This is a genomic window from Olivibacter jilunii (assembly GCF_900607235.1).
In the GTDB taxonomy this organism is placed as follows: domain Bacteria; phylum Bacteroidota; class Bacteroidia; order Sphingobacteriales; family Sphingobacteriaceae; genus Olivibacter; species Olivibacter oleidegradans.
Genome location: NZ_LR027850.1, coordinates 436269 through 456109, shown reverse-complemented (window position 1 = coordinate 456109; position 19841 = coordinate 436269). Strand labels below are relative to the sequence as shown.

Annotated in this window: 24 protein-coding genes; 8 read left to right on the top strand and 16 right to left on the bottom strand. The window is 43.2% G+C overall.

Annotated features, from left to right (window positions below; translation table 11 throughout):
- Positions 1 to 17 precede the first annotated feature (17 nt).
- Complete coding sequence (gene glgB, locus E0E36_RS13160; RefSeq protein WP_130856348.1) at positions 18 to 1943, top strand: 1,4-alpha-glucan branching protein GlgB; 1926 nt, start codon at positions 18 to 20, stop codon at positions 1941 to 1943.
- Positions 1944 to 2217: 274 nt separating this feature from the next.
- Here glgB and E0E36_RS13155 read toward each other — a convergent pair whose 3' ends face one another.
- The 5 genes from E0E36_RS13155 to E0E36_RS13140 form a co-directional block, all read right to left on the bottom strand.
- On the bottom strand, positions 2218 to 2436 hold the full coding sequence (locus E0E36_RS13155) for a hypothetical protein (RefSeq protein WP_130856347.1): 219 nt from the start codon (positions 2434 to 2436) through the stop codon (positions 2218 to 2220).
- Between the two features lie 34 nt (positions 2437 to 2470).
- The gene (locus tag E0E36_RS13150) at positions 2471 to 2827 is read right to left on the bottom strand and encodes a nitrogen regulation protein NR(II) (protein ID WP_130856346.1); all 357 of its coding nucleotides are present in this window, start codon (positions 2825 to 2827) and stop codon (positions 2471 to 2473) included.
- A gap of 170 nt (positions 2828 to 2997) precedes the next feature.
- Positions 2998 to 3798 (bottom strand): SDR family NAD(P)-dependent oxidoreductase, encoded by an 801-nt coding sequence (locus E0E36_RS13145; protein WP_130856345.1) that lies wholly within the window; start codon positions 3796 to 3798, stop codon positions 2998 to 3000.
- Between the two features lie 12 nt (positions 3799 to 3810).
- Entirely contained in the window at positions 3811 to 3984 is a 174-nt protein-coding gene (locus E0E36_RS27780) for a hypothetical protein (RefSeq protein WP_165446985.1), read from the bottom strand.
- 286 nt (positions 3985 to 4270) lie between these two features.
- The gene (locus E0E36_RS13140) at positions 4271 to 4504 is read right to left on the bottom strand and encodes a hypothetical protein (RefSeq protein WP_013665452.1); all 234 of its coding nucleotides are present in this window, start codon (positions 4502 to 4504) and stop codon (positions 4271 to 4273) included.
- A gap of 345 nt (positions 4505 to 4849) precedes the next feature.
- Here E0E36_RS13140 and E0E36_RS13135 point away from each other — a divergent pair, with 345 nt between their 5' ends.
- On the top strand, positions 4850 to 5206 hold the full coding sequence (locus tag E0E36_RS13135; RefSeq protein ID WP_013665451.1) for a response regulator transcription factor: 357 nt from the start codon (positions 4850 to 4852) through the stop codon (positions 5204 to 5206).
- Between the two features lie 34 nt (positions 5207 to 5240).
- Here the strand turns inward: E0E36_RS13135 and E0E36_RS13130 are convergent, their stop codons facing one another.
- Both E0E36_RS13130 and E0E36_RS13125 read right to left on the bottom strand, forming a co-directional pair.
- Positions 5241 to 5693 (bottom strand): DUF421 domain-containing protein, encoded by a 453-nt coding sequence (locus E0E36_RS13130; RefSeq protein WP_013665450.1) that lies wholly within the window; start codon positions 5691 to 5693, stop codon positions 5241 to 5243.
- Positions 5694 to 5698: 5 nt separating this feature from the next.
- A complete protein-coding gene (locus E0E36_RS13125; protein WP_130856344.1) occupies positions 5699 to 6199 on the bottom strand; it encodes a hypothetical protein in 501 nt (166 codons plus the stop codon).
- Between the two features lie 280 nt (positions 6200 to 6479).
- Between E0E36_RS13125 and E0E36_RS27775 the strand changes: the two genes are divergently transcribed.
- The 3 genes from E0E36_RS27775 (at position 6480) to E0E36_RS13115 (ending at position 8297) form a co-directional block, all read left to right on the top strand.
- On the top strand, positions 6480 to 6644 hold the full coding sequence (locus E0E36_RS27775) for a hypothetical protein (protein WP_013665448.1): 165 nt from the start codon (positions 6480 to 6482) through the stop codon (positions 6642 to 6644).
- A gap of 261 nt (positions 6645 to 6905) precedes the next feature.
- Positions 6906 to 7583, top strand: a complete 678-nt coding sequence (locus E0E36_RS13120) for a DUF421 domain-containing protein (RefSeq protein ID WP_130856343.1) — start codon at positions 6906 to 6908, stop codon at positions 7581 to 7583.
- Positions 7584 to 7589: 6 nt separating this feature from the next.
- Positions 7590 to 8297 carry a DUF421 domain-containing protein gene (locus E0E36_RS13115; RefSeq protein WP_130856342.1) on the top strand — a complete coding sequence of 236 codons (708 nt, stop codon included), beginning with the start codon at positions 7590 to 7592 and terminating at the stop codon, positions 8295 to 8297.
- Here the strand turns inward: E0E36_RS13115 and E0E36_RS13110 are convergent.
- Positions 8294 to 8908 (bottom strand): LuxR C-terminal-related transcriptional regulator, encoded by a 615-nt coding sequence (locus tag E0E36_RS13110; protein ID WP_130856341.1) that lies wholly within the window; start codon positions 8906 to 8908, stop codon positions 8294 to 8296. The genes E0E36_RS13115 and E0E36_RS13110 overlap by 4 nt on opposite strands.
- A gap of 114 nt (positions 8909 to 9022) precedes the next feature.
- A complete protein-coding gene (locus E0E36_RS13105) occupies positions 9023 to 9379 on the bottom strand; it encodes a response regulator (protein ID WP_041388145.1) in 357 nt (118 codons plus the stop codon).
- Positions 9380 to 9662: 283 nt separating this feature from the next.
- Here E0E36_RS13105 and E0E36_RS13100 point away from each other — a divergent pair, with 283 nt between their 5' ends.
- The gene (locus tag E0E36_RS13100) at positions 9663 to 11033 is read left to right on the top strand and encodes an alpha-L-fucosidase (RefSeq protein WP_130856340.1); all 1371 of its coding nucleotides are present in this window, start codon (positions 9663 to 9665) and stop codon (positions 11031 to 11033) included.
- A 7-nt stretch (positions 11034 to 11040) separates the two neighbouring features.
- On the opposite strand, the gene E0E36_RS13095 is transcribed toward E0E36_RS13100, so the two are convergent.
- From E0E36_RS13095 to E0E36_RS13070, 6 genes are all read right to left on the bottom strand, one after another.
- Positions 11041 to 11934 (bottom strand): glycoside hydrolase family 43 protein, encoded by an 894-nt coding sequence (locus tag E0E36_RS13095; RefSeq protein ID WP_130856339.1) that lies wholly within the window; start codon positions 11932 to 11934, stop codon positions 11041 to 11043.
- Between the two features lie 74 nt (positions 11935 to 12008).
- Positions 12009 to 13295, bottom strand: coding sequence for a bile acid:sodium symporter family protein (locus tag E0E36_RS13090; protein WP_165446984.1), 1287 nt, complete (start codon positions 13293 to 13295; stop codon positions 12009 to 12011).
- A gap of 8 nt (positions 13296 to 13303) precedes the next feature.
- Positions 13304 to 13966, bottom strand: coding sequence for an aspartate/glutamate racemase family protein (locus tag E0E36_RS13085; protein ID WP_130856338.1), 663 nt, complete (start codon positions 13964 to 13966; stop codon positions 13304 to 13306).
- Between the two features lie 12 nt (positions 13967 to 13978).
- On the bottom strand, positions 13979 to 15382 hold the full coding sequence (locus tag E0E36_RS13080) for a four-carbon acid sugar kinase family protein (RefSeq protein WP_242627206.1): 1404 nt from the start codon (positions 15380 to 15382) through the stop codon (positions 13979 to 13981).
- Positions 15307 to 16623 carry a ribulose-bisphosphate carboxylase large subunit family protein gene (locus E0E36_RS13075; protein ID WP_242627205.1) on the bottom strand — a complete coding sequence of 439 codons (1317 nt, stop codon included), beginning with the start codon at positions 16621 to 16623 and terminating at the stop codon, positions 15307 to 15309. Before E0E36_RS13075 ends, E0E36_RS13080 begins: the two co-directional genes overlap by 76 nt.
- Before the next feature lie 206 nt (positions 16624 to 16829).
- Positions 16830 to 17285 carry a hypothetical protein gene (locus E0E36_RS13070; RefSeq protein ID WP_013665437.1) on the bottom strand — a complete coding sequence of 152 codons (456 nt, stop codon included), beginning with the start codon at positions 17283 to 17285 and terminating at the stop codon, positions 16830 to 16832.
- Positions 17286 to 17530: 245 nt separating this feature from the next.
- On the opposite strand from E0E36_RS13070, the gene E0E36_RS13065 reads away from it, so the two are divergent.
- Positions 17531 to 17746: a CsbD family protein gene (locus E0E36_RS13065; protein ID WP_013665436.1), complete on the top strand. Its 216-nt coding sequence runs from the start codon at positions 17531 to 17533 to the stop codon at positions 17744 to 17746.
- Between the two features lie 45 nt (positions 17747 to 17791).
- Here the strand turns inward: E0E36_RS13065 and E0E36_RS13060 are convergent, their stop codons facing one another.
- Entirely contained in the window at positions 17792 to 18046 is a 255-nt protein-coding gene (locus E0E36_RS13060) for a hypothetical protein (protein WP_013665435.1), read from the bottom strand.
- A gap of 282 nt (positions 18047 to 18328) precedes the next feature.
- On the opposite strand from E0E36_RS13060, the gene E0E36_RS13055 reads away from it, so the two are divergent.
- Positions 18329 to 19831, top strand: coding sequence for a GAF domain-containing protein (locus E0E36_RS13055; protein ID WP_130856337.1), 1503 nt, complete (start codon positions 18329 to 18331; stop codon positions 19829 to 19831).
- Positions 19832 to 19841 lie beyond the last annotated feature (10 nt).

The following is a 19841-nucleotide window of genomic DNA, read 5'->3' as shown; positions in this document are numbered from 1 at the left end:
GCATAAAATCAACGATCATGAACACCGCTCCGCATACCGACCCTAAGTCACGTTTCACCGCCTTTGATCTCAGTTTGTTTAAGGAGGGCAAACATTACCAGCTTTATGGTAAGTTGGGCGCTCATCTTGTCAGCGAAACGGATGCACAAGGAGTTCACTTTGCTGTGTGGGCGCCCAATGCCGAACAAGTTTCCGTTGTCGGCGATTTTAACCATTGGGATCGAACGGCTAATCCGATGGGACGAAGACCTGATGATTCCGGAATATGGGAGCTATTCATTCCCGATCGGTTGGAAGGTGAGTGTTACAAATACTATATTAAAGGATACAATGGCTACGAAGTGGAAAAAGGCGACCCCTACGCGTATGCTTGGGAAGAACCGCCGCGGACGGCATCACGAATTGCCCACTTAAACTATGCCTGGCAGGATGAGTCGTGGCTAGAAAAACAAAGGCGCACCGATATCTTCACCGTTCCATTGAAAATTTATGAAACGCATATTGGTTCATGGAAACGCCACAACGATGATCCCACAAGCTTTTTAAGCTATAGCCAGTTGGCTTCAGAACTACCAACTTATTGTAAGGAACTTGGATTCAGCCATGTCGAGTTTATGCCCGTGATGGAACATCCGTTTTATGGCTCCTGGGGCTATCAGGTTGTGGGCTACTTCGCACCAAGCAGTCGATATGGATCGCCACAAGACTTTATGTATCTCGTAGATACGTTGCATCAGCACGATATCGGTGTCATACTGGATTGGGTACCCTCACACTTTCCAACAGACGAGCACGGTTTAGGCTATTTTGATGGCACCCACCTCTACGAACACGCCGACCCCAAGAAAGGCTTCCATCCCGACTGGAAAAGTAGCATCTTTAATTACGATCGAAACGAAGTGCGTTCTTTTCTGATCTCCAATGCCCTCTTTTGGTTAGAAAAGTACCACATTGATGGCCTACGTGTCGACGCCGTTGCTTCTATGTTATACCTCGATTATTCGCGAGTCGAAGGCCAGTGGATTCCGAATAAGTATGGAGGTAGGGAAAATTTAGAAGCTATTCAATTTCTGCAAGAGCTAAACGAGGCCGTGCATCTATATTGTCCACGGGCCTTTACAATCGCAGAAGAGTCAACCGCTTGGCCTAGAGTAACAGCCCCCGTACAGCTTGGCGGTTTGGGTTTCGATTTCAAGTGGATGATGGGTTGGATGCATGATACCCTATCTTACTTTCAAAAAGACCCTCTTTATCGTCGTTATCATCAAGGTCAATTAACCTTCAGCATGGTTTATGCCTATTCAGAAAAGTTTATTCTTCCTTTATCGCATGACGAAGTAGTGTATGGAAAAGCATCTTTGTTAAAGAAAATGCCGGGCGATGCCTGGCAACAATTTGCTAACCTTCGTTTATTATACGCTTTCATGTACGGACATCCGGGCGGAAAAATGATTTATATGGGTGCTGAGTTTGGTCAGTCGCACGAATGGAAACACGATGATGGTTTAAGCTGGGACGAATCTCTTGGAGCGCCCAATCGGGGGCTCGTAGCGTTTATTCAGGACTTAAACAAGCTTTATCAAACCGAACCGGCGATGCATGTACACAATTATGATCCCGCGGGTTTTGAGTGGAATGCAATAGACGATGCCGTTAACAGTGTTATCAGCTGGATTAGAAAAAGTGATGAGCAAGATGATAGTCTTTTATTTGTAGCTAACTTTACGCCCGTAGTGCGTAAAAATTACCGCATAGGTGCACCCAAAAAAGGATTTTATAGTGAAGTCCTTAATTCAGACAATCTCAAATATCATGGAAGCGATGTGTTAAACGATGCAATTATTGAAACTGCCCCTATTCCTTATCATGGTCGGACACATTCTTTGTCCCTAATATTACCTCCGCTCGCTGTGATTGTGTTGAAATATCAATATGACGAATAATCTGCTATGCGCGGCTTAGCTCAATAAAGCTTTGCGTATGGTACCGTATCAAATTATCGATAAAAAGCCCTTTGTTATCTCACGACAGCAAAGGGCTTTTGGAAAAAATACTAAAAACAACACGTCACATAGATAAAAACAAGAATCCTACCATTATTACAGTTGCGGGTAGGTAACCTATATTTTTTTATTGTCGTTAATCTGGCAAAAAAAACCACGATGTCATCTCGACAACGTGGTGGCACTAAACTTTACAATTTAGAAGAAAATTTATTTATCTATAATGTTTGCCATCAAAAACAACTTCCTTTAGCTGTCCTTCGTGATCGACAAGCACTTGCTCCAATCTATATATCCCTTCCTTATTAGAAGCCAATAACTTCACTTCCTTCACAAGCGACTGAAATACACCGTCTCCTTCCAAGGCTGCTCTAAGCGAAGCGGTAAGGTTTAGAACAGCTTCATTTTTCGTTGTTTCTTTTTTAAGCACCATTATTTTTGGGTTTACGTGCGAACTGCATCTAATCTTAAGAAATTCTTGATACCATAATGTTCATGCAGCCATTGCTTTTAGGTACTACTGTTAGAAAAACAGGAACATTCGTTCCACTTAATCGGGTGCGAATAACACGCCTTTCCCTGTTCGTGATCGCTGCATTCACCACCTGATGATGATAGGCAGGCAAGGAGGCACATAAGACATCCCAGACATTATATCCTCTAACGCTCCTTTGATCACAATTAAGTAATTTAGCCGCTGTATAATCGATATCCAGAATCATTAGACGCGGGTCTACGTCTAACGAGCCTGAGTCACCAATCGGTTTCCACCGAATGCCGCCTCGCGGCCGTGTAGGTGGTTCGCTTAAAGAAAGTTTATTCATGTTTATAAGTAACAGGTAGGTAAGCTATTGCCAAAATCGTTCCAATAGAGGCGCACACCATAGGTGCCCTTAGTCAAATCTTTCTTCTGCGTCCAATACAAGGCCGCTACCACTAAGCATGATCTATAAAGAAGACAGACGTGATTTTTTTTTAGAACAGCGGCACCAATTTATTGGTCAGTCGGTTTTTGCATATTACCCATTCGCTCCGTTGCCGCTTCGTCCGTACTTAAGTTTCCGATGGCGACTTGCATTTTGTTTTTAAATCCGGCGACCACCATATCTTCTCCTTTCATGAGCGCCTCGTAGCCTTTTCTGGCAACGAAAGCTGGATCTGCCAACTCCTGCTCTTGGACAATCTTTGATTCTCCCATATCTGCTTTCCTAAAGAAATCGGTATCGGTTGCTCCGGGTAATAGCGACGTTACCGTCACGCCGGTATCCTTCAATTCGCTACGGATTGCCTCGCTAAAGAAATGAACAAAGGCTTTAGTACCATGATACACCGCCTGATAAGGGCCGGGAATTTTGCCTGCTATTGACGATAAATTTAAGATCTTACCATAACCTCGTTGTACCATATCCTTGACAAAAAATTTGCTGAGCACGACACAAGCACTAATATTTAGATGTATGATGTCCAACTCGCGCTGCAATTCCGTTTCTATGAACTTTCCATACACCCCTTGTCCGGCGTTGTTTATCAACACATCGATATCAATGCCATAAGCCTTCACTTCCTCGTATACAGAAAAGGGAGCATCCGGGTTAAAGAAGTCGGCGACCACCGTAATAACCTCTCTTCCGTTAGTACGTAATTCTTCGGCAGTCTGAACCAGCTCCTGCTCGTTTCTAGCCACCAACACTAAATTGTAATCATTCTCTGCAAACAACTTTGCCAGCTCCAAGCCAATACCGCTGGTCCCGCCGGTAATTAAGGCGTATCTTCCTGTATTTTCTCTATCGTTCATAATATCAACACTTTACTTGTTCCTTTTTTTATTATCCATGTTACTATTGCCGATCGATTCATCTTCATCGAACGACTTTGGTTCCTTCTTACCTTCCTTTTCCGTCGCTAATGCGGAATCCCCGACCGATTCATCCACATCAAACTGGGTGGGTTTCGGTGTTGGTTCTTTTTCATGCTTTTTCATTTCCCTAAATGTTTATGGTTATTCCTTTATAAGTAAACCAATATGTTGCCAATCTCCGTTTGCGTTCTATTACACCATACAGGGTAGGTAAAAAACAACGCATCGATTTTGGTATGGATGCAGTGTCCTAATTAGCAAATTGATGTGTTTATTTATCAAGGCAATGAACAGTATTGCTTGGGTTTGGCTTATGTTTCCACGCGTTTCCACATAACCGAGGTAGAGGCCGAGTCGGTCTTAAAGAGCATAAAAAAGGCCCGGTAATGTCCAGGCCTTTTGGCATCTCTTAATCATTACCGGACGTTTTCACGATTTTGTTGTAAATCCCTAAAAGTAGGAAAGGAGCCGCCCATTGCCCTACGAAAAGAGCACTATGCTTGCATCCCATGCATTTTAAGGTTAACGATGCGCCCATCGAAACGACAGCAGCTGCCAAAAAAACTGTCGATGGGATCTTTGCCGTTTGATTTTCGATTTCCTTTGTGTGTTGCCCTTCGTCGGGCGTTCCAAAATTTGCCATAACTGCATGTTTTTAAAGTAGATATTAAAACAACGACCTAAATCGCTTAAAGTTTTTGAAAATTTCATTTAGCATATCAAATGCTCAGGGAACTCCCGGGGCCGCCCATTTCGTCAACTAAAATAGCTCCTATGCTATCTTTGCTCGCTCCCATTTTTATTGAACATTGTGTCCAAAATATTGCCACGGTTATGAATTAAGAGCCTATTTATCTTAAGTGAAAACCGATACCGGTCAACGACTTAATTACACACTTGTTACACATTCTGTAGAATTCAGGCTTGTGTTGAGAATAATGGCGCAGCTATTGTTGCAAAACTATAAGCTAAAGACAAAGCCCATTTTATGGAAAAGAAAGTTGTTATTCTTGAGGACGATGCCGACATTCGCGAAATCATCGAATACATTTTAGTAGAAGAGAAATTAGCCGTTCAAAGCCACGCACGGGCAGAGAGTTTTTGGAAGGATGTTCAAGATAATCACGCCGATCTCTTTTTGTTGGATGTGATGTTGCCTGACGGAAACGGGATTGACATATGCAACCAACTGAAAGCCAATCAATCTACCTCACATATACCCATCATTATTATGTCGGCGCACCATCAACTCATGGGCGATGGTAAATGCCCCGCAGAGGATTTTATCAAAAAACCATTTGATATTCACGATTTTGTACAACGAATTCAGAAGCAGCTGTTGTAAATACGATCAGGTGGCAAACCAACGAATGACTTAATTAGCTTTGAGCAGTGAATGGGATAATAGAAATACTTCCGTTTCTTTCTAAAACGGCATACTTTATTTGGTTCAACTGTTCCAGCCCATGATTAAGACGAGCTGCTTCCATAATATCTTCTTCTTCCACACCTGCTCGCTTCATTCGCTCTTTCAAAGGTTGACCTTGATCAATTAATATCAGGGGTGTCCCTTCCAGCATCTTATCCAACCGTGGAAAACGCCCCTTAAATTTGCCCAAAATCATATCGAGCCCGATCAGCACCGTAATGAGAATCAAACTATTCGTCATTGAAAAATCTTCGCCCAACAACGCTTGTTGCGTAGCTTCTCCTATAATTAATAGCAAAACAAAATCAAAAGTTGTCGTCTCTGCTAAACTACGTTTGCCCAATACCCGAAAAAGTACCAGCAAGAAGAGATAAATGGCAATACCTCGTATAATTGGATTCATCGTATTTAAGGATAAATAAACTGATTGATTTGAAAATTGTGGTGATTAACTTCCCATGTTCCCTTTGCGCTCCCCGGTTTTTGTGCATGCAAATAGAAATGGAGAATAGTTTCCCCCGTTTTATCAACGTTAAAAGTATAAACGACCTTTCCGTCGGAAATGATGCTCTCATTTGCCTCCGGTACTATCTTTTCGATTTTAAAACAATCGAGGTATTCAATTGGAATAGCTACCTGCACATTGGCTTGATTCGAAAGACGAAGGCTAACATCCATCTCTTTCTGATACCGTAGATAACGTTCATACTCCACTGTGATATCCCCGTTTACTATTTTTCGGGCACTTAAGGGCCCTTCACCGAACAACCCAAGAGCTGTCAAAATCATTAAAATCAAGATGAGCAGACCACCCACTTTTTGGGTCTTCCATCCCTTTATATGCAAGGATAGATCTTCTTCGAGTGTTAACGAGTGGTTTACTCTTTCAATTGCATTGTTTGCGCTCATATCTTTTTTTAAGCTACATACACGATTAGCCCGCCGATGCCTACGTTCACTTCTCAAAAAGATCGGCTTTAAATAAACAGAAAACAAACCCGATTGTTCTACCACTTATCAGTGGAATTTATTTTCGCCCGTATGACGTCAAATAGATTTCCAAGGCCTAACATCGTCTCCAGGTATCCTTTACTTTTTGTTCGGGCTCTTTATCCTTTTTCCAAAACTGTATCATTTATAGCTTGTTACTAAAGGGTAGCAGATTGTTGCTATCGGAAAAAATTAAGTTATGAAAAAGGATAAAAAAGCGGTCGACGCTGAAAACGAAGAAAAAAGGCAACAGGCAGAGGCGAAGAAGAAAATGGATCAAGAGTTAGACGATGAGATCGAACAGAGCTTTCCTGCCAGTGATCCACCCTCCTATTCACAGCCACATCACCATAAAAAGAGCTAAAAATCAAACGCGGATGCTGCTAACAGGGTAGAACCTGCGTAACAGCGCCAATGTATAAACCTCTTCGGATATGGATTTCGATGGTACAACAAAAAGTAGATGTCTGTCGCTTTCTTGCCTCATTGTTGTATATAAATCAAAACAATTAAAAAGTAAGAGCGCTGGCTCCCGTCGCACCATGAGCTTGCCAACTAACTGCAGTAATTTGGCCAATGTTTTGAATTTCTTCTGAGGGTAAACCAAGGGCACAAGCGCGATCCTATGAAGAAAGAAGAAATAAAATTGACGGACATACAACGTATCCTATTTGGAGAAACGCCCGCGGCCTTTATGCTAGAAGTGTTCATACGGACGATTATTATTTATTTGGCCTTATTGCTTGTCCTCAAACTATTAGGAAAACGCATGACGGGGCAGTTGACGATAGCGGAAATGGCGGTGATGATTACCATGGGTGCCATTGTGGCTGTGCCTATGCAAATCCCCGATCGAGGAATTGTACAAGGGATAATCATACTGCTGCTCGCGGTCGCTTTTCTACGGGGCCTTAATTATCTTTCGTATAAAAATCACGAGGCGGAGGATGTTATACAAGGAAAAGTAAACCTACTCGTAAGAGACGGAATAATCGATTTACCAACGCTGCAAAAAATGAATATCTCCAGGCAGCAATTATTTTCCAAACTCCGAAATCAGAAAATATTCAATTTAGGGCAAGTGGATCGCGTTTATTTAGAAGCCTGCGGACTCTTTAGCGTTTATCAACATCAGGGTAAAAGAGCGGGCCTATCCCTTTATCCACTAAATGACCTGCGCTTATCCGATACACAATACAACGACGGTGATTACGCTTGCTGCAGCTGTGGCAAGGTAAGTAGGACCCAACAAGATCCCTGTGCCAACTGTGGAGCTACCGAATTTATCCAAGCCATTATTTAATATCCGATGAAAAAAGAAGACATTCAACTTGGCGACTGGCTGAGAGTATTTATAGGAGAGGCCCCAGGTGCCTTCTTTATTGAAATCGTTATCCGCACCATTGTTATTTATGCGATCCTTATGATCGGCTTCCGTCTAATCGGCAGTCGTATGGCAGGCCAGTTAAGTCGCACCGAACAGGCCTCCCTTGTCACCTTAGCCGCTGCTATTGGGGTTCCCATTCAGTCACCGGAACGAGGTATTCTCCCAGCCATTATTATCGCGATCGTAGTCGTTTTTTTTGGCCGTATAATCGCCAAGCGAGCCAGTAAGAGCGAAAAATTCGAGCGCATTAGTCAAGGTAATATCGATACGTTGGTTGAAAACGGAGTCCTATGCCTGCAAAATATAAGAAGCACTACATTGACCCGAGAACGCGTTTTTGCACAATTGCGTTCCGAGCATATCGTTCATCTAGGTCAGGTGAAAAGACTTTACATTGAGCCCAACGGCAGCTTTACCTTAATTGAAAATGAAGACGACCTCGCCGGTTTATCCATTATTCCTGCGAACGATACGGCTTACCTACATCGCTTTCAGCTTACCGATCAAACCGTCTGCGCTTACTGTGGCTTGGATCAGGGCAAAGATACAAGCTGTAAAAATTGCGGGAAGTCCAGTTGGGTGCAAGCCATTTATCGAAGTGAAAAACCGAGTCGCGAAAGTTCTTTCTAAAGCCGGCTACAAATGCGATACAATATCAGGCTCAAGTTGTCTACAGCACCTATCTTCGCAAAAATTTTTTCTTTTGTCTCATCGATCAATCTTTTATTGCTTGTTAAACGTTTCGAGATTTCCTTTGTAGTATAACCCTCGATTAATAGATCCAGTACCTCATTTTCCTGATCGGTTAAGGCAACGTTAGGATTAAATGCATCCAAATAATTTTCGTAAGGTGCCAAACGTTCAAAAAACAAAAAGGGTAAAGATGGATCGATAAAAAAGTTGTTTTTTTTAACAACCCTTAAAACCTGCGGAAAATCATCTAAATTAAACGTACTGGAAAGATAACCATGCGCACCTAGTTTTTTAAACAGGGCTGGTCTTTGTAGGTTCGAAGCAATATCATAAACTATTACTTTCAATCCGGAGGCAACCGCTTGCTGAATGCAATTTTGCCATCGTTGATTTCCGTACTGATCCACAAAACAAAGCAGTAATTCCGTGCTCTTCGGTAAGTCATCCAAGTGTTGCCCGGCAAATACAACGTCTAAATCGTGTTTTTCGAGGGTCTTTTTTACGCCTTCCCGATGGATCGGATTATAATCTACGACAGCAATCTTCATGTTTCAAATTTAACTAACAATTAAATACTGTCATAGTAACAAAATAATAGTCATTGTAGTTTCTTTCTTTAAAAAAAATGACTTGGGAAAAACCGTGGAATTGTTTAAAGTCAATTACACACTGTAGTGATTAATGGTATTAATGAAATGGTCGATATCGAAAGGTTTTTCGATAAAATCGCGCACACAATGCTCCGTTTCAACTAAATTGCGCCTACCGTGTGCTGACATGAGTACGACTGGAATGTCCTTCGTTTTTTCATCCCGATAGAGCTCTCGACAAAGATCGACACCATTCCCATCCGGCAACATGATATCTAGCAAAATGAGGTTCGGTTTATTACCTTGTATACGTTGCCTAAACTCTTTTACATTTGCACAACTTTTCACATCAAATTGTTCATTAACCAATAGATATTCCACTAATTCTCTTATATCTTTGTCATCTTCTACAACGATTATTTGTTTCATGTATGTAAACTGATTAGTATCTTTTGACTTCATTCTTAGAACGGGTTGGCTCTTATTCATCAGGTTAGACAATAATAAGAACATGCTTAACGCTCATGTTTTCAAAAACAAGAAGAAATCCGTATTGTTTTAGCTTACACGAAAAAAAATTAGCTGTAGGTAATGATCTCCCCCAACCAATGTTTGTATACCTAAAAAAGTAATTCTATATTCCTATAGAAAAAGTCGTAAGTTTTGCTAATTTAGTTTCTGAAGATAAACCGGGATCTTAAAACGCTACACGATGCTATTTTCAAAACTTCGCCTCAAATGTTTCTATCTATCTTTTGCGATTTTTCATATCCTCTTATGCGCGAATGCCCAACAGAAAGACAACAAGCCGGAGCGAGTTGCCTGGTTTCAGGATTTAGCCTTCGGTATGTTTATTCATTGGAACGTAGACGTCTCCTTGGGTGGTGTTATTAGTCACTCCCTAGCCGGTGCATCGGACGATTATGTGAATCGCTACATCGAAGAGCTTCCTCATTTTTTCAACCCGAAGGAGTTTAATCCCGACGAATGGGCGATGATGGCCAAATTGGCAGGCATGAGATATGTAGTATTTACCGCAAAGCATCATGCCGGTTTCTGTATGTTTGATACCAAGACAACGCCCTTTAATGTAATGAATACGCCTTATAAAGGGGATATCACGAAGCAGCTTATTGACGCCTTTCGAAAGCAAGGCATCGCTATCGGCATTTATTTTTCGCCGGAAGATTTTTATTTCCTTCATCGCCAGAAACTTCCTTTAGGTCGCTTACAGCATCCTATGCATTATCCGGCAAATAACAAAGCCTTATTTGACTATGATAAAGCGCAGTTGAAGGAATTGCTAACCCATTATGGAAATATCGATATCCTTTTCATCGACGGCCCGGGAGATGGACTTCGCGAATATGCCTGGAGTATCAATCCTGATCTGGTGATTACGCGCGATCTGATGAAAACACCTGAACAGCATATTCCTGACGCTCCCTTACCTCGTCCTTGGGAAGCCTGTTATACGATGGGCACCGACTGGCAATACAAAGCCACCAATGATCCACATAAAAGCGGTACGGAGATTATCAACATGTTGATTGAAATTCGGGCGAAAGGTGGTAATTTTCTATTAAATGTAGGCCCTAAACCAAATGGATCCATGCAAACAGAACAAGAGAACCTGCTTCGTGAAATTGCCTTATGGAACTTTGCCAACAGAGAATCAATTTATGAGGTCAAGCCCTTGCCAACTATACGTGATGGCGACATCTGGTTTACTCAAGCAAATAATGACGAGACTATTTACGCATTCGTTACACGTGAAGAGCCATCCGATTGGGCCTATGGCGCCCGGAGAAACTTCTTACTTCCCTATATCATCGGAAGTGAACAGACCAAAGTGAGTATACTGGGTTACAAAAGTGAGCTAGTTGAGTACCAAGAAGGGTTATCAGCAAAAACAATAGCTAGCACAAGCCCGGCCGGCCTCGCTGTGAGTGCTGTCAATGGGCAACGTTTCTACACCAACAACCAATGGCCCAATCCAATTGTACTAAAAATTGAGCATGCACAGTTTAAAACACCTGCAGCTCGAAAAGTAGAAAAGTCAGCAATAGACGGTGCCAAGTAAAGTCAGATCAACCCTCATCGGCTGTTATTCCTTCTCGGGTCACGATAATCGGCTCGATGGTGCCATCGGGCCTGTAGGAAAGGAGGTCGAGGCAGACCGACCGTCTGTGACTGCCTCCTCCTTCTAAAGCTCCATTATGATAAAAAAAATAAGATTTTCCTTGAAAATCAAGTGTCGCCGCACGATTCGTTTCACAGTTATAGGGCATCTTATTGATAACTCCTTTGAAATCCCACGGCCCATGCACGGTGGGGCTCATGGCATAGGCTATGTCTTCCGGAAAACCATAACCATACATCAAGTAATACCATCCATTCCGCTTAAGGACGTGTGCCCCTTCCCCAAATGCGGGGACATTCACCACTTGGATGTCACTGTCCAACTCGATCATATTCGCCTTCAACTTCGCGTAATAACAGGTCGTATTTCCCCAAAATAAATAAGCTTGTCCGATGTCATCGATGACCACACTCGGATCCAGGTTTGCCTTTTCCGTTGTGGGACAGGGTAACATATCGCCGGTAATCAGCGCCGACCCTTTAGCATCGGTAAATGGACCTGTTGGCCTATTGGACACCGCTACACCGATTGCTTTTCCGAAAATTGATCGATGGGAAACGGCTACATACCAGTAAAAAATGTGATCACGACACACCACATTAGACGCGAAGGCATCACCCGAAGCCCAGGAAAAATCGGTCGCCTTTAGTGGAGTCGGATGCTCTTCCCAATTCATTAAGTCGTTCGAAGAAAAACAGCACCAATCGTTCATCACATAATCATCAACTCCAGGAGGCGGATCATCATGCCCGGTGTAGAGGTAGACGCGATCACCGTAACTTATAACTGTTGGATCAGCTGTATATTTATGTTTAATAATGGGGTTAAAGAAAGCCGTCATAGCCACACCTTGCTGTTCCCAATAGAAACCTCCGATTCTTGCTAAAAGTTTTGCATAAAAGAAATTAGCGGTATTTACTTCTCTTCGTTCTCATCAATGACCGGTCTTTTCCGCCAATAATTAGCCAATAAAGATCCGGAAATATTCATCCATGGACTGAATACAGCAGCGGCTAAACCTACGGTTGCCAATTTACCCATACTTCCTGCTAAGCCCGATGCCATCCCACCATTTTGTAAACCTACTTCAAAAGCAATGGTGCGGGCGGAATTTTTATCTAATTTAAAAAGGCGGGCAAGCCAGTAACCGAAGAAGTAACCAGCACCATTATGCAAAACCGAAGCCAAAAATAAGAGCAGCCCCACTTGTAACAGATGCTCCCTGCCGGCAGCGGTAGTTACCGTGGTGAAATAAACAATGCCAAACATCGATACATAGGGCACTAACTGATCAATACGCTTAAAGCGGAGATAAAGAAGGTGATATAGTCCGCCCACAATAAATGCCCCCGTAAAAAAGTTCAGGACAGTCAAAGATTGGCCGGCCGGCACCGAGAAATGCGAGGCTAATAAATCCCATAAAAATAGCACCTGCGAGAAGAGCCAACCGGCGCAGACGAGTCCGATGACGACCACAAGCTTCTTTCGTGCGGGCTTGGCCGTTTTGAGGTAATCATGTAACAGGGCCGCTCCTATAGGCACGATGACGATCTGTATAATTTCCAGCATCATCGGCAAAAATTTCACTTCAATCAATGTCCCTGCCAGCAAACGCATCAGCAAAGGCGTTAAAAAAGGTGCCGCCAGCGTGGCCATCGCCGTAACCGTTACCGATAAAACCAAGTTTGCCCGCGCCAGGTATACCATCACGTTGGAAGCCAAACCGCTCGAACAAGAGCCTATGAGAATAATGCCGGCAGCGATTTCGTCATCAAAAGGGAACAAACGTGTCAATAAATACCCAACCAAAGGCATCACCGAAAAATGGCAGATTAAGCCAATCAAAACTCCTCTGCCCGTACTACCTAGACCCGAAAAATCACGAATGCTCATTTGTATTCCCATACCGAACATAACGAGCTGTATAATGATTAGGATTAACCATTTATTCCTCAAATCCACTTCACCCCATTGCATAAAAGCTCGTGGATAAATCATGGCCGAAACGACTGCAACAATAATCCAGGCTGTGTATTGGTAATTTCTCAGTATATCGATGCTTCCGATACCCACCGCTAGGCCCAAGGCGGTACAAACCGCAGCAGGTTGCCAGATGGCTTCGTTTTGCAACACAATCCCAAGTAATAGGAGAAGGGCGGCAATGCCACTTACTCCCAAACAGGCTCTTCGTAAATGCATCATGGGCATCCTTAGACTAAGTTTGCAATATATTGGATGGCATTAGGAGGACTGGCTAAGATCGGTACCCCCTTATCTTCATCTGCTAATGTATCAACCACTCGTGCCATACTTGCTTGGGCTAATAGAATAACATCCACTTCCTGCGTCAGTTGACGCAATGCTTTTGCTACTAATTCATCGTGTTTAGCGGCATCACCACCCATTAAGGCTTCAAATGCGCCCTCACATAATCGTGCATTTATTTCAATTTCCTTTCCTAGCAAGGCAGCTCTTCGTTGCACCAGGTCGGCTGTTGGCTCCAGGGTAGTTCGGAGCGTTGCGATAACACCTATCCGTTTACCTTTCTGTACAGCCAGGTCGGCCATCGGTTGATCTACCCTAAGTACCGGCACCCTGACAGTGTCGGCTGCCGCCTCTACCGCAGCACCGATGGACGAGCAAGTAACCAGAATATAATCGGCACCTGAATCTTCCGCTGAGGCGACATAATCTGCCACCCGCTTGGAGATGGACGGCGTAAGTTTACCGCCTCGTGCAATAATATTCTTCACCAAACTATCATCTACAATATTGAAGAGATTTACGCCCGGCAAATATTGCTGGCATAGTTGCTGAAATACCGGAATCAACGTAGCCGACGTATGAATAAGTCCTAAAGTTTTTGGTATCATATCATAAAATATTTAAGAAGCGTTCGCGCCCCATAGCTTAATAAAATAATGTTCATCCCCTACTTGTCCTCCCTTGAAATTAATTTCTATTCCATCCAAGGGTGTGTTAGGTGCGAAGGCCCGGCATAAAGGTGCACCGGGTGAAAACGGAGCAATCATCTCTACTGCTTCTATTCCTAAAGCACGCGCAATGAGGCTTGAGGTATCGCCTCCTGCTACGCCAAGACGTCCCAAATCAGTAGTCCTTGCAATATAGCGAGCAATTTCACCTAACACTTGCCCGTGAATGCGGGCTGTTTGTGCACTTATCTCCGTTTCGGCATATCCTTTTTGACGCAGCAATTCACGCGTTTCCGCAATTCGTTCATCCTCTTGACCTAAACTGGTATGCAGAATTACGGGAAAGCCCGCTTCCATAAAAGCAAGCGTTTGTTCTATACAGCTGCGCATAAGCGTTTGTAAATCGGCAGCGGGATCAACAGCAGAAGCAGGAACAGCGACTGCCCGAAAACCATGAAGAAGCGCATACTCGATTTGCTTCGCCGTTACAGGCGAGCAACTGCCCGAAAGTACCAAAAGCTTTCCGACACGGTTTAAAGCTGGCCAATCCACCGTTTGTTTCGCCACCCCCCTGGTCTTCCAATACATACCGAAAGCCATTTCTACGCCTGAAGATCCTATTGAAAACAGGGGTTTCTCCAGTGTGCCGTATGCATCCAGCACCTCGGCGATCGGCATTAAATCCGAAAGATGAAGAGCATCAAAAAGCACCATCGGAATTCCCAGGTCTAAGCATGCCTGCGTTTTTATCCTAATTTCCTCCACCCCCTGGTGAACCGATAAAATGTCCACCAAGCCAATGGGTAATTCCGTTTGTTTGGATAAATGCAAACGCAAATCCGCCTCTTGCATGGGTGTAACGGGATGGTAACTGATAGCAGGGTGGCGATCCAGGCGATAAATATCGCCTCGACTACCGATTCCCATTTTGGCAAAAAGGTTACCGAATAAACAAAATCTTCCCAAAGGCGGGGCAGCCACCAATAAGGGAACAAGGCGGGGATTAAAGACACTGATCCCAACTTCTGCGGCCGTACCGATACTCCCTATTTGCGGCGAGGAGTCGAAGGTTGAACAAACTTTGTAATGCACATGTCGAACTCCCAATGCTTTTAAAGCAGCAAAGGCTTGCGACAACTCGTTTCCCATAGCCACCGGATCCATGGTTCGCGTCATGCCGGCAACACCAATAGCCTGTATCCCGGGATAGCGTGCCAACTGTTCAACGTTCGGCACATCAATAAATAATACGGTTTTTAACCCCGCCTGATTGAGACATTCTAAGGCGTCGGTAGATCCGGTAAAATCATCACCATAATAGGCGAAGAAAGGGGCCTGCATTGCATCCATGTCCATTGCTGACCAAATTTTTGAACCGATTGGGCAAATTCAGGATATAGTCGAACGGCCTCTTCCATGGAAAGTCCTTTAACCGCGCCCTCCCAAGCCTGTTGCAAGGCCACCACACCCCCACCGGGACCTTTGGGATGCGCCATAATCCCGCCTCCTGCCATGTACAATAAATCAATGGTTTTCGTACGCCTGTAGGTTTCAAAGGCTTGCCCTCCCCACTGACCGGAAGATACCACGGGCAATAATGTTTCACGAGAAAATAAAGGCGTTAAGCAAGCTTCGATGGACTGTACCACCGAGTCATCCGATTCCCAGAATTTATTCTGAATTCCATTTACATGTAGCTGATCTACGCCTGCCAAGCGCCAAAGTTTTTGGTAGGCCGTAAATTCAATACCCAGCAGGGGGTGCCTATTCAGCATACCCCAACCATTCCGATGACCGTGGATAACCAATGCACCCTGATCACATATTTTTTTTACGCCGGCAAGGCCAATACTATTGATACTGAGCATGGCGCAGGTCCCGCCTGCCCTAACGATATAGTCATAACGAGACAACATGCTATCCAATTCATCGCTAATGTTAAAAGCATACATGACCTTTTTCCCGGTTTTGTCCGCATGCGTATTGATGACACGCATAATGGCGTCAACCCGATCTTCCAACTTGGAGTTAGCTGCTGCTGATTGCAGTTCGTCATCTTTTATGAAGTCAATACCGGCCTCCACCAAGGTTTTCACCAATTTAGCACTATCCGAAGGGCTCATGCCAATACTCGGTTTAATAATGGTGCCGATCAAGGGTCGTCCGTCCACCTTTGTACTTGCTCGGGAACCGGCCACTCCAAAACGAGGCCCCTCAAAATGAGCGACATAGGCGGTAGGAAATTGGATATCTAATAATTTTAAGCCCGTGAACTGACTGAGCTCATAAAGATTCCCTTGCAAAGTGGAAATAAGCACCGGTAAATTATAGCCAAAATTTTCTATCGACCAGGAGATTTCGATATAAGCTCGTTGATACCGTTCGGATGTGAACTTCGGGCTCGGAATGGCCGGCTGTGAAACCGATCCCAGCAGGTGAACGCTTTCCACACGCGCAGCAAAGCGTCGCTTTAGATCTTCCGTTTCACCCGGAACCGACACGAAGGTACCCGACGATTGTTCGCCCGCCAAGATCAAAGCCGCTTTTTCCGGATCAAAGGGAGTTTCAATATAGTATTTCGCAATAATTCTTTCCATAGCCTATTGAATCAATCCAATCTGCTAGATTGATAATCAGTAAGCTATGCGTAAAAAGGTTCTTTGCCGTTTTACACCTATTGATTATCTACTAGTCAAACAGATTAGATTTATACTGACAAATTTATCAGCGAGAACAATAGTGCTATTGTAGTATGTATGCAAGCTATTGTAGCATATTAGCTTTTTGCATACAGCTATTTCTTTCAGTCCGTCTTGAGCAATTGGTATTGATACTTTCTTCCGATTTTTTGCGCATCCACAAAACCGTTCTTCAAGAGGTAATTCATCCGCACCGCCAAAGCGTTCTCCAGTTTGTATTTATCCCGGTCCGGTTGCGCCTGATGGATTTCGTTTAAAATGGCATCGCGGTCGCCCGTTCCTAAACGTGTGAGCGCATAGGCAATTTTTCTATCCAATTTACCGAAAGGGTCGAATTTTTCAACAGGCACCAGAACACCTCTCCTCCATTTCGCTGGGGAAGAAACCGCCTCTTCTGTTGCAGCATCCGTCATTTTGGGTTCATGAAAAACAGAAATTTGCTTTCGTTTCTGCACGATATCAATGGTACATTGTATGGCGTCAATTTCGGCACGAATACTTTCAGCGAACTCTTTCAGAAAGGCGATTGTTTGCTCATCTAACAGCGGATTTTTTGTCATGAGATTAATTTAGGTTGATTCTACTGAGACAAAAGTAATAAGTTCGTTAGTTAAAAAGAAAAAATTGAGACCCAATTGTGAAAAAACTGTATACCAACCAGTTTCATACCACGCAAACACCGCTTCCCTGTGTAAATTATTGAAATAATCACAGTATACGTCACTAAAAAGAAATAAATAATTCTTAGCTTGCAAACAAAGTAAGTGAAATTTACGTCTATACGTTTACCTAACATGAAATGCATATGAGTGAATGGAAATTAAAAAGATCATGGCGACAGATTAAAAATCAGATAAGAACGAAATGGAGTGAGCTCACGGAAGATGACCTATACTATGAAGAAGGTAAAGAGATCGAGCTGGTTCATCGTTTAGAGCAGAAAACAGGAAAAAGTAGAGAGGATATCGTTGACTATCTCAATCACCTCTCCTTTATTTCCGATCTTAAATTAAGAGCTTAACGAACAACAAGGGGCTAAAATGGGCAACCAGGCCCCTTGTTTCACTCAAGGCGTGGCTTTCCCTTTCTGATCCCAGTGGTCTTTAATGAGACGTCCTTCCTTGTCAAACTTAAGTCTTCTAGCGTATCGTTCACCCCGTATATTCCCATTCGCATCCTTCTTGCCCATAAAAAGCAAAATAGGCCTCCCCTCTTCATCGGTTTTAAACATCAGATCGTAACGCTGAAAAGTTAATTCCACCAAAGATAATGGATCATACTTTTTACGCAGCAGCTTCAAGATCGGTTCCTTCAATGCCATAATCGCAGCTCTTTTTTAAGATAACCCAATGTCCCGGTTATTGTTTGGCGTCAACCACGGTCTACACGAAATTGAAACGGCAGATAGGCAATCAAATCGTTTCGTCTAAAGAAAAAAAATATCCTAACAGGATGAAACAAAAGTTTTGCTTCTTCGTTTTATTAAGATGATTAAGTCCGATTTAGTCCCTTAAGGGTACTTTGTAAACCGGAAGAGACAACAATTAATTTATTAAATAGTACTTTTACGAAAAAGCGCTACAAATTACAGGAGAACGATAACATGACGATCAGAAACTATGATGCTGAATTTTGCGGAAAAATACCCCTACATAATGTTAATTTAATTCAGCCTCATGGGTATCTCTTAGTTTTAGATCCGGAACATTTGGAGATCGTACAAGTAAGCGAAAACATAGCAGCGCTATTCAATCAGCCCCTAGATGCCATTATCGGAACCACTATCAATGATTGGCTGGACGAACCGCTGCATACTGAAAGGCTTACCGGCAACCACTTCAGCAGTCAAAAGATTCCGTTTCGTCTACGTTTGGCCGACAGCTTATTTTTAGCGCTAATCCATATGAAAGGGCCTTATCTATTAGTAGAATTAAGCCCCACAAGCGAAGAAAAAAGTTTTTTGGAAATTTATCAAGCGCTTCGGTATAATTTTGCAGAGCTAGAACAAAAGCATGACCTGCCCACACTTTTATCAGCTACGGCCCATCAATTCCAGCTACTTTCAGGTTTTGATCGCGTGATGATTTATCAGTTCGATGAAAATTGGAATGGAAAAGTCGTTGCGGAGGCAAACCATAGCGGGAAGGTGAGCTATTTAGGCCAACAATTCCCGGCTTCCGATATTCCGAAGAGCGCAAGAGAACTCTATAAAAAAAGCCCCTATCGCTTGATACCGACCTCCCATTATGAACCGGTAAAGCTTTACCCGATTATCAACCCACTCAGTATGTCGTTTGTTGATTTGTCTGATTGCCATCTACGGAGTGTTGCACCGGTGCATTTGGAATACCTGCATAATATGGAAGTAGATGCCAGCATGTCTGTGCGGCTTCTCGTAAATGATACACTTTGGGGGCTGATCTCCTTTCATCATAATACACCGCGCTACCCGAATTTCGAAACCTGCTGTCAGTTTGAGCTACTGGCTGATTTTGTTTCGAAACAACTTGCCAATCTGTTAAATGCCGAGACCTTTGCTTTCAACAGCACCATCTCAACTCATAAAAATGCTATCCTTCGCAATCTATACCGCGAAGTTTCCCTTGAAAAAGCACTTTTTGATAACGAATATCATTTATTGAAACTATTTAGTGCGCAAGGGGCCGTATTAATATACGACAATAAATACTATAGCACCGGCGCTGTTCCAACCGAAGAGCAATTACAAAACCTTGTCTTTTGGTTACAGGAAAAGCAATTAGAACCGGTTTTTGTTAGTAATAGTATGACAAATGAATTTGAAGAAGCGCAAGCGTACTCGAATATGGCCAGCGGTTTATTGGCCATCGAAATAGACAAACACAAGGGAAATTATCTGTTGTGTTTTAGATCTGAACACCCTTATACCATTGACTGGGGAGGAAATCCAAACGAAGCCGTGAATTTCGAGCAGGATGCCGGCACTTATCATCCACGTAATTCCTTCCGGATTTGGAAACAAGAGGTGAAGAACTCATCCATCCCTTGGAAAGAGGAAGAAAAAGAGGCAGCTCACGCCATCCGACTCTACGTATTTGAGTATTTAAGTAAAAATGCGCAGGAATAATTATTATTAT

Coding starts and splice junctions, on each gene's coding strand:
- E0E36_RS13150 (WP_130856346.1), bottom strand. CDS start 2,827: ATGAATAAACTTTCTTTAAGCGAACCACCTACACGGCCGCGAGGCGGC.
- E0E36_RS13115 (WP_130856342.1), top strand. CDS start 7,590: ATGAAAAAAGAAGACATTCAACTTGGCGACTGGCTGAGAGTATTTATA.
- E0E36_RS13055 (WP_130856337.1), top strand. CDS start 18,329: ATGACGATCAGAAACTATGATGCTGAATTTTGCGGAAAAATACCCCTA.
- E0E36_RS13145 (WP_130856345.1), bottom strand. CDS start 3,798: ATGAACGATAGAGAAAATACAGGAAGATACGCCTTAATTACCGGCGGG.
- E0E36_RS13155 (WP_130856347.1), bottom strand. CDS start 2,436: ATGGTGCTTAAAAAAGAAACAACGAAAAATGAAGCTGTTCTAAACCTT.
- E0E36_RS13085 (WP_130856338.1), bottom strand. CDS start 13,966: ATGATACCAAAAACTTTAGGACTTATTCATACGTCGGCTACGTTGATT.
- E0E36_RS13075 (WP_242627205.1), bottom strand. CDS start 16,623: ATGGAAAGAATTATTGCGAAATACTATATTGAAACTCCCTTTGATCCG.
- E0E36_RS13060 (WP_013665435.1), bottom strand. CDS start 18,046: ATGGCATTGAAGGAACCGATCTTGAAGCTGCTGCGTAAAAAGTATGAT.
- E0E36_RS27775 (WP_013665448.1), top strand. CDS start 6,480: ATGAAAAAGGATAAAAAAGCGGTCGACGCTGAAAACGAAGAAAAAAGG.
- E0E36_RS13070 (WP_013665437.1), bottom strand. CDS start 17,285: ATGACAAAAAATCCGCTGTTAGATGAGCAAACAATCGCCTTTCTGAAA.
- E0E36_RS13110 (WP_130856341.1), bottom strand. CDS start 8,908: ATGAAGATTGCTGTCGTAGATTATAATCCGATCCATCGGGAAGGCGTA.
- E0E36_RS13130 (WP_013665450.1), bottom strand. CDS start 5,693: ATGAATCCAATTATACGAGGTATTGCCATTTATCTCTTCTTGCTGGTA.
- E0E36_RS13065 (WP_013665436.1), top strand. CDS start 17,531: ATGAGTGAATGGAAATTAAAAAGATCATGGCGACAGATTAAAAATCAG.
- E0E36_RS13090 (WP_165446984.1), bottom strand. CDS start 13,295: ATGATGCATTTACGAAGAGCCTGTTTGGGAGTAAGTGGCATTGCCGCC.
- glgB (WP_130856348.1), top strand. CDS start 18: ATGAACACCGCTCCGCATACCGACCCTAAGTCACGTTTCACCGCCTTT.
- E0E36_RS13095 (WP_130856339.1), bottom strand. CDS start 11,934: ATGACGGCTTTCTTTAACCCCATTATTAAACATAAATATACAGCTGAT.
- E0E36_RS13100 (WP_130856340.1), top strand. CDS start 9,663: ATGCTATTTTCAAAACTTCGCCTCAAATGTTTCTATCTATCTTTTGCG.
- E0E36_RS13125 (WP_130856344.1), bottom strand. CDS start 6,199: ATGAGCGCAAACAATGCAATTGAAAGAGTAAACCACTCGTTAACACTC.
- E0E36_RS13140 (WP_013665452.1), bottom strand. CDS start 4,504: ATGGCAAATTTTGGAACGCCCGACGAAGGGCAACACACAAAGGAAATC.
- E0E36_RS13135 (WP_013665451.1), top strand. CDS start 4,850: ATGGAAAAGAAAGTTGTTATTCTTGAGGACGATGCCGACATTCGCGAA.
- E0E36_RS13080 (WP_242627206.1), bottom strand. CDS start 15,382: ATGGACATGGATGCAATGCAGGCCCCTTTCTTCGCCTATTATGGTGAT.
- E0E36_RS13105 (WP_041388145.1), bottom strand. CDS start 9,379: ATGAAACAAATAATCGTTGTAGAAGATGACAAAGATATAAGAGAATTA.
- E0E36_RS13120 (WP_130856343.1), top strand. CDS start 6,906: ATGAAGAAAGAAGAAATAAAATTGACGGACATACAACGTATCCTATTT.
- E0E36_RS27780 (WP_165446985.1), bottom strand. CDS start 3,984: ATGAAAAAGCATGAAAAAGAACCAACACCGAAACCCACCCAGTTTGAT.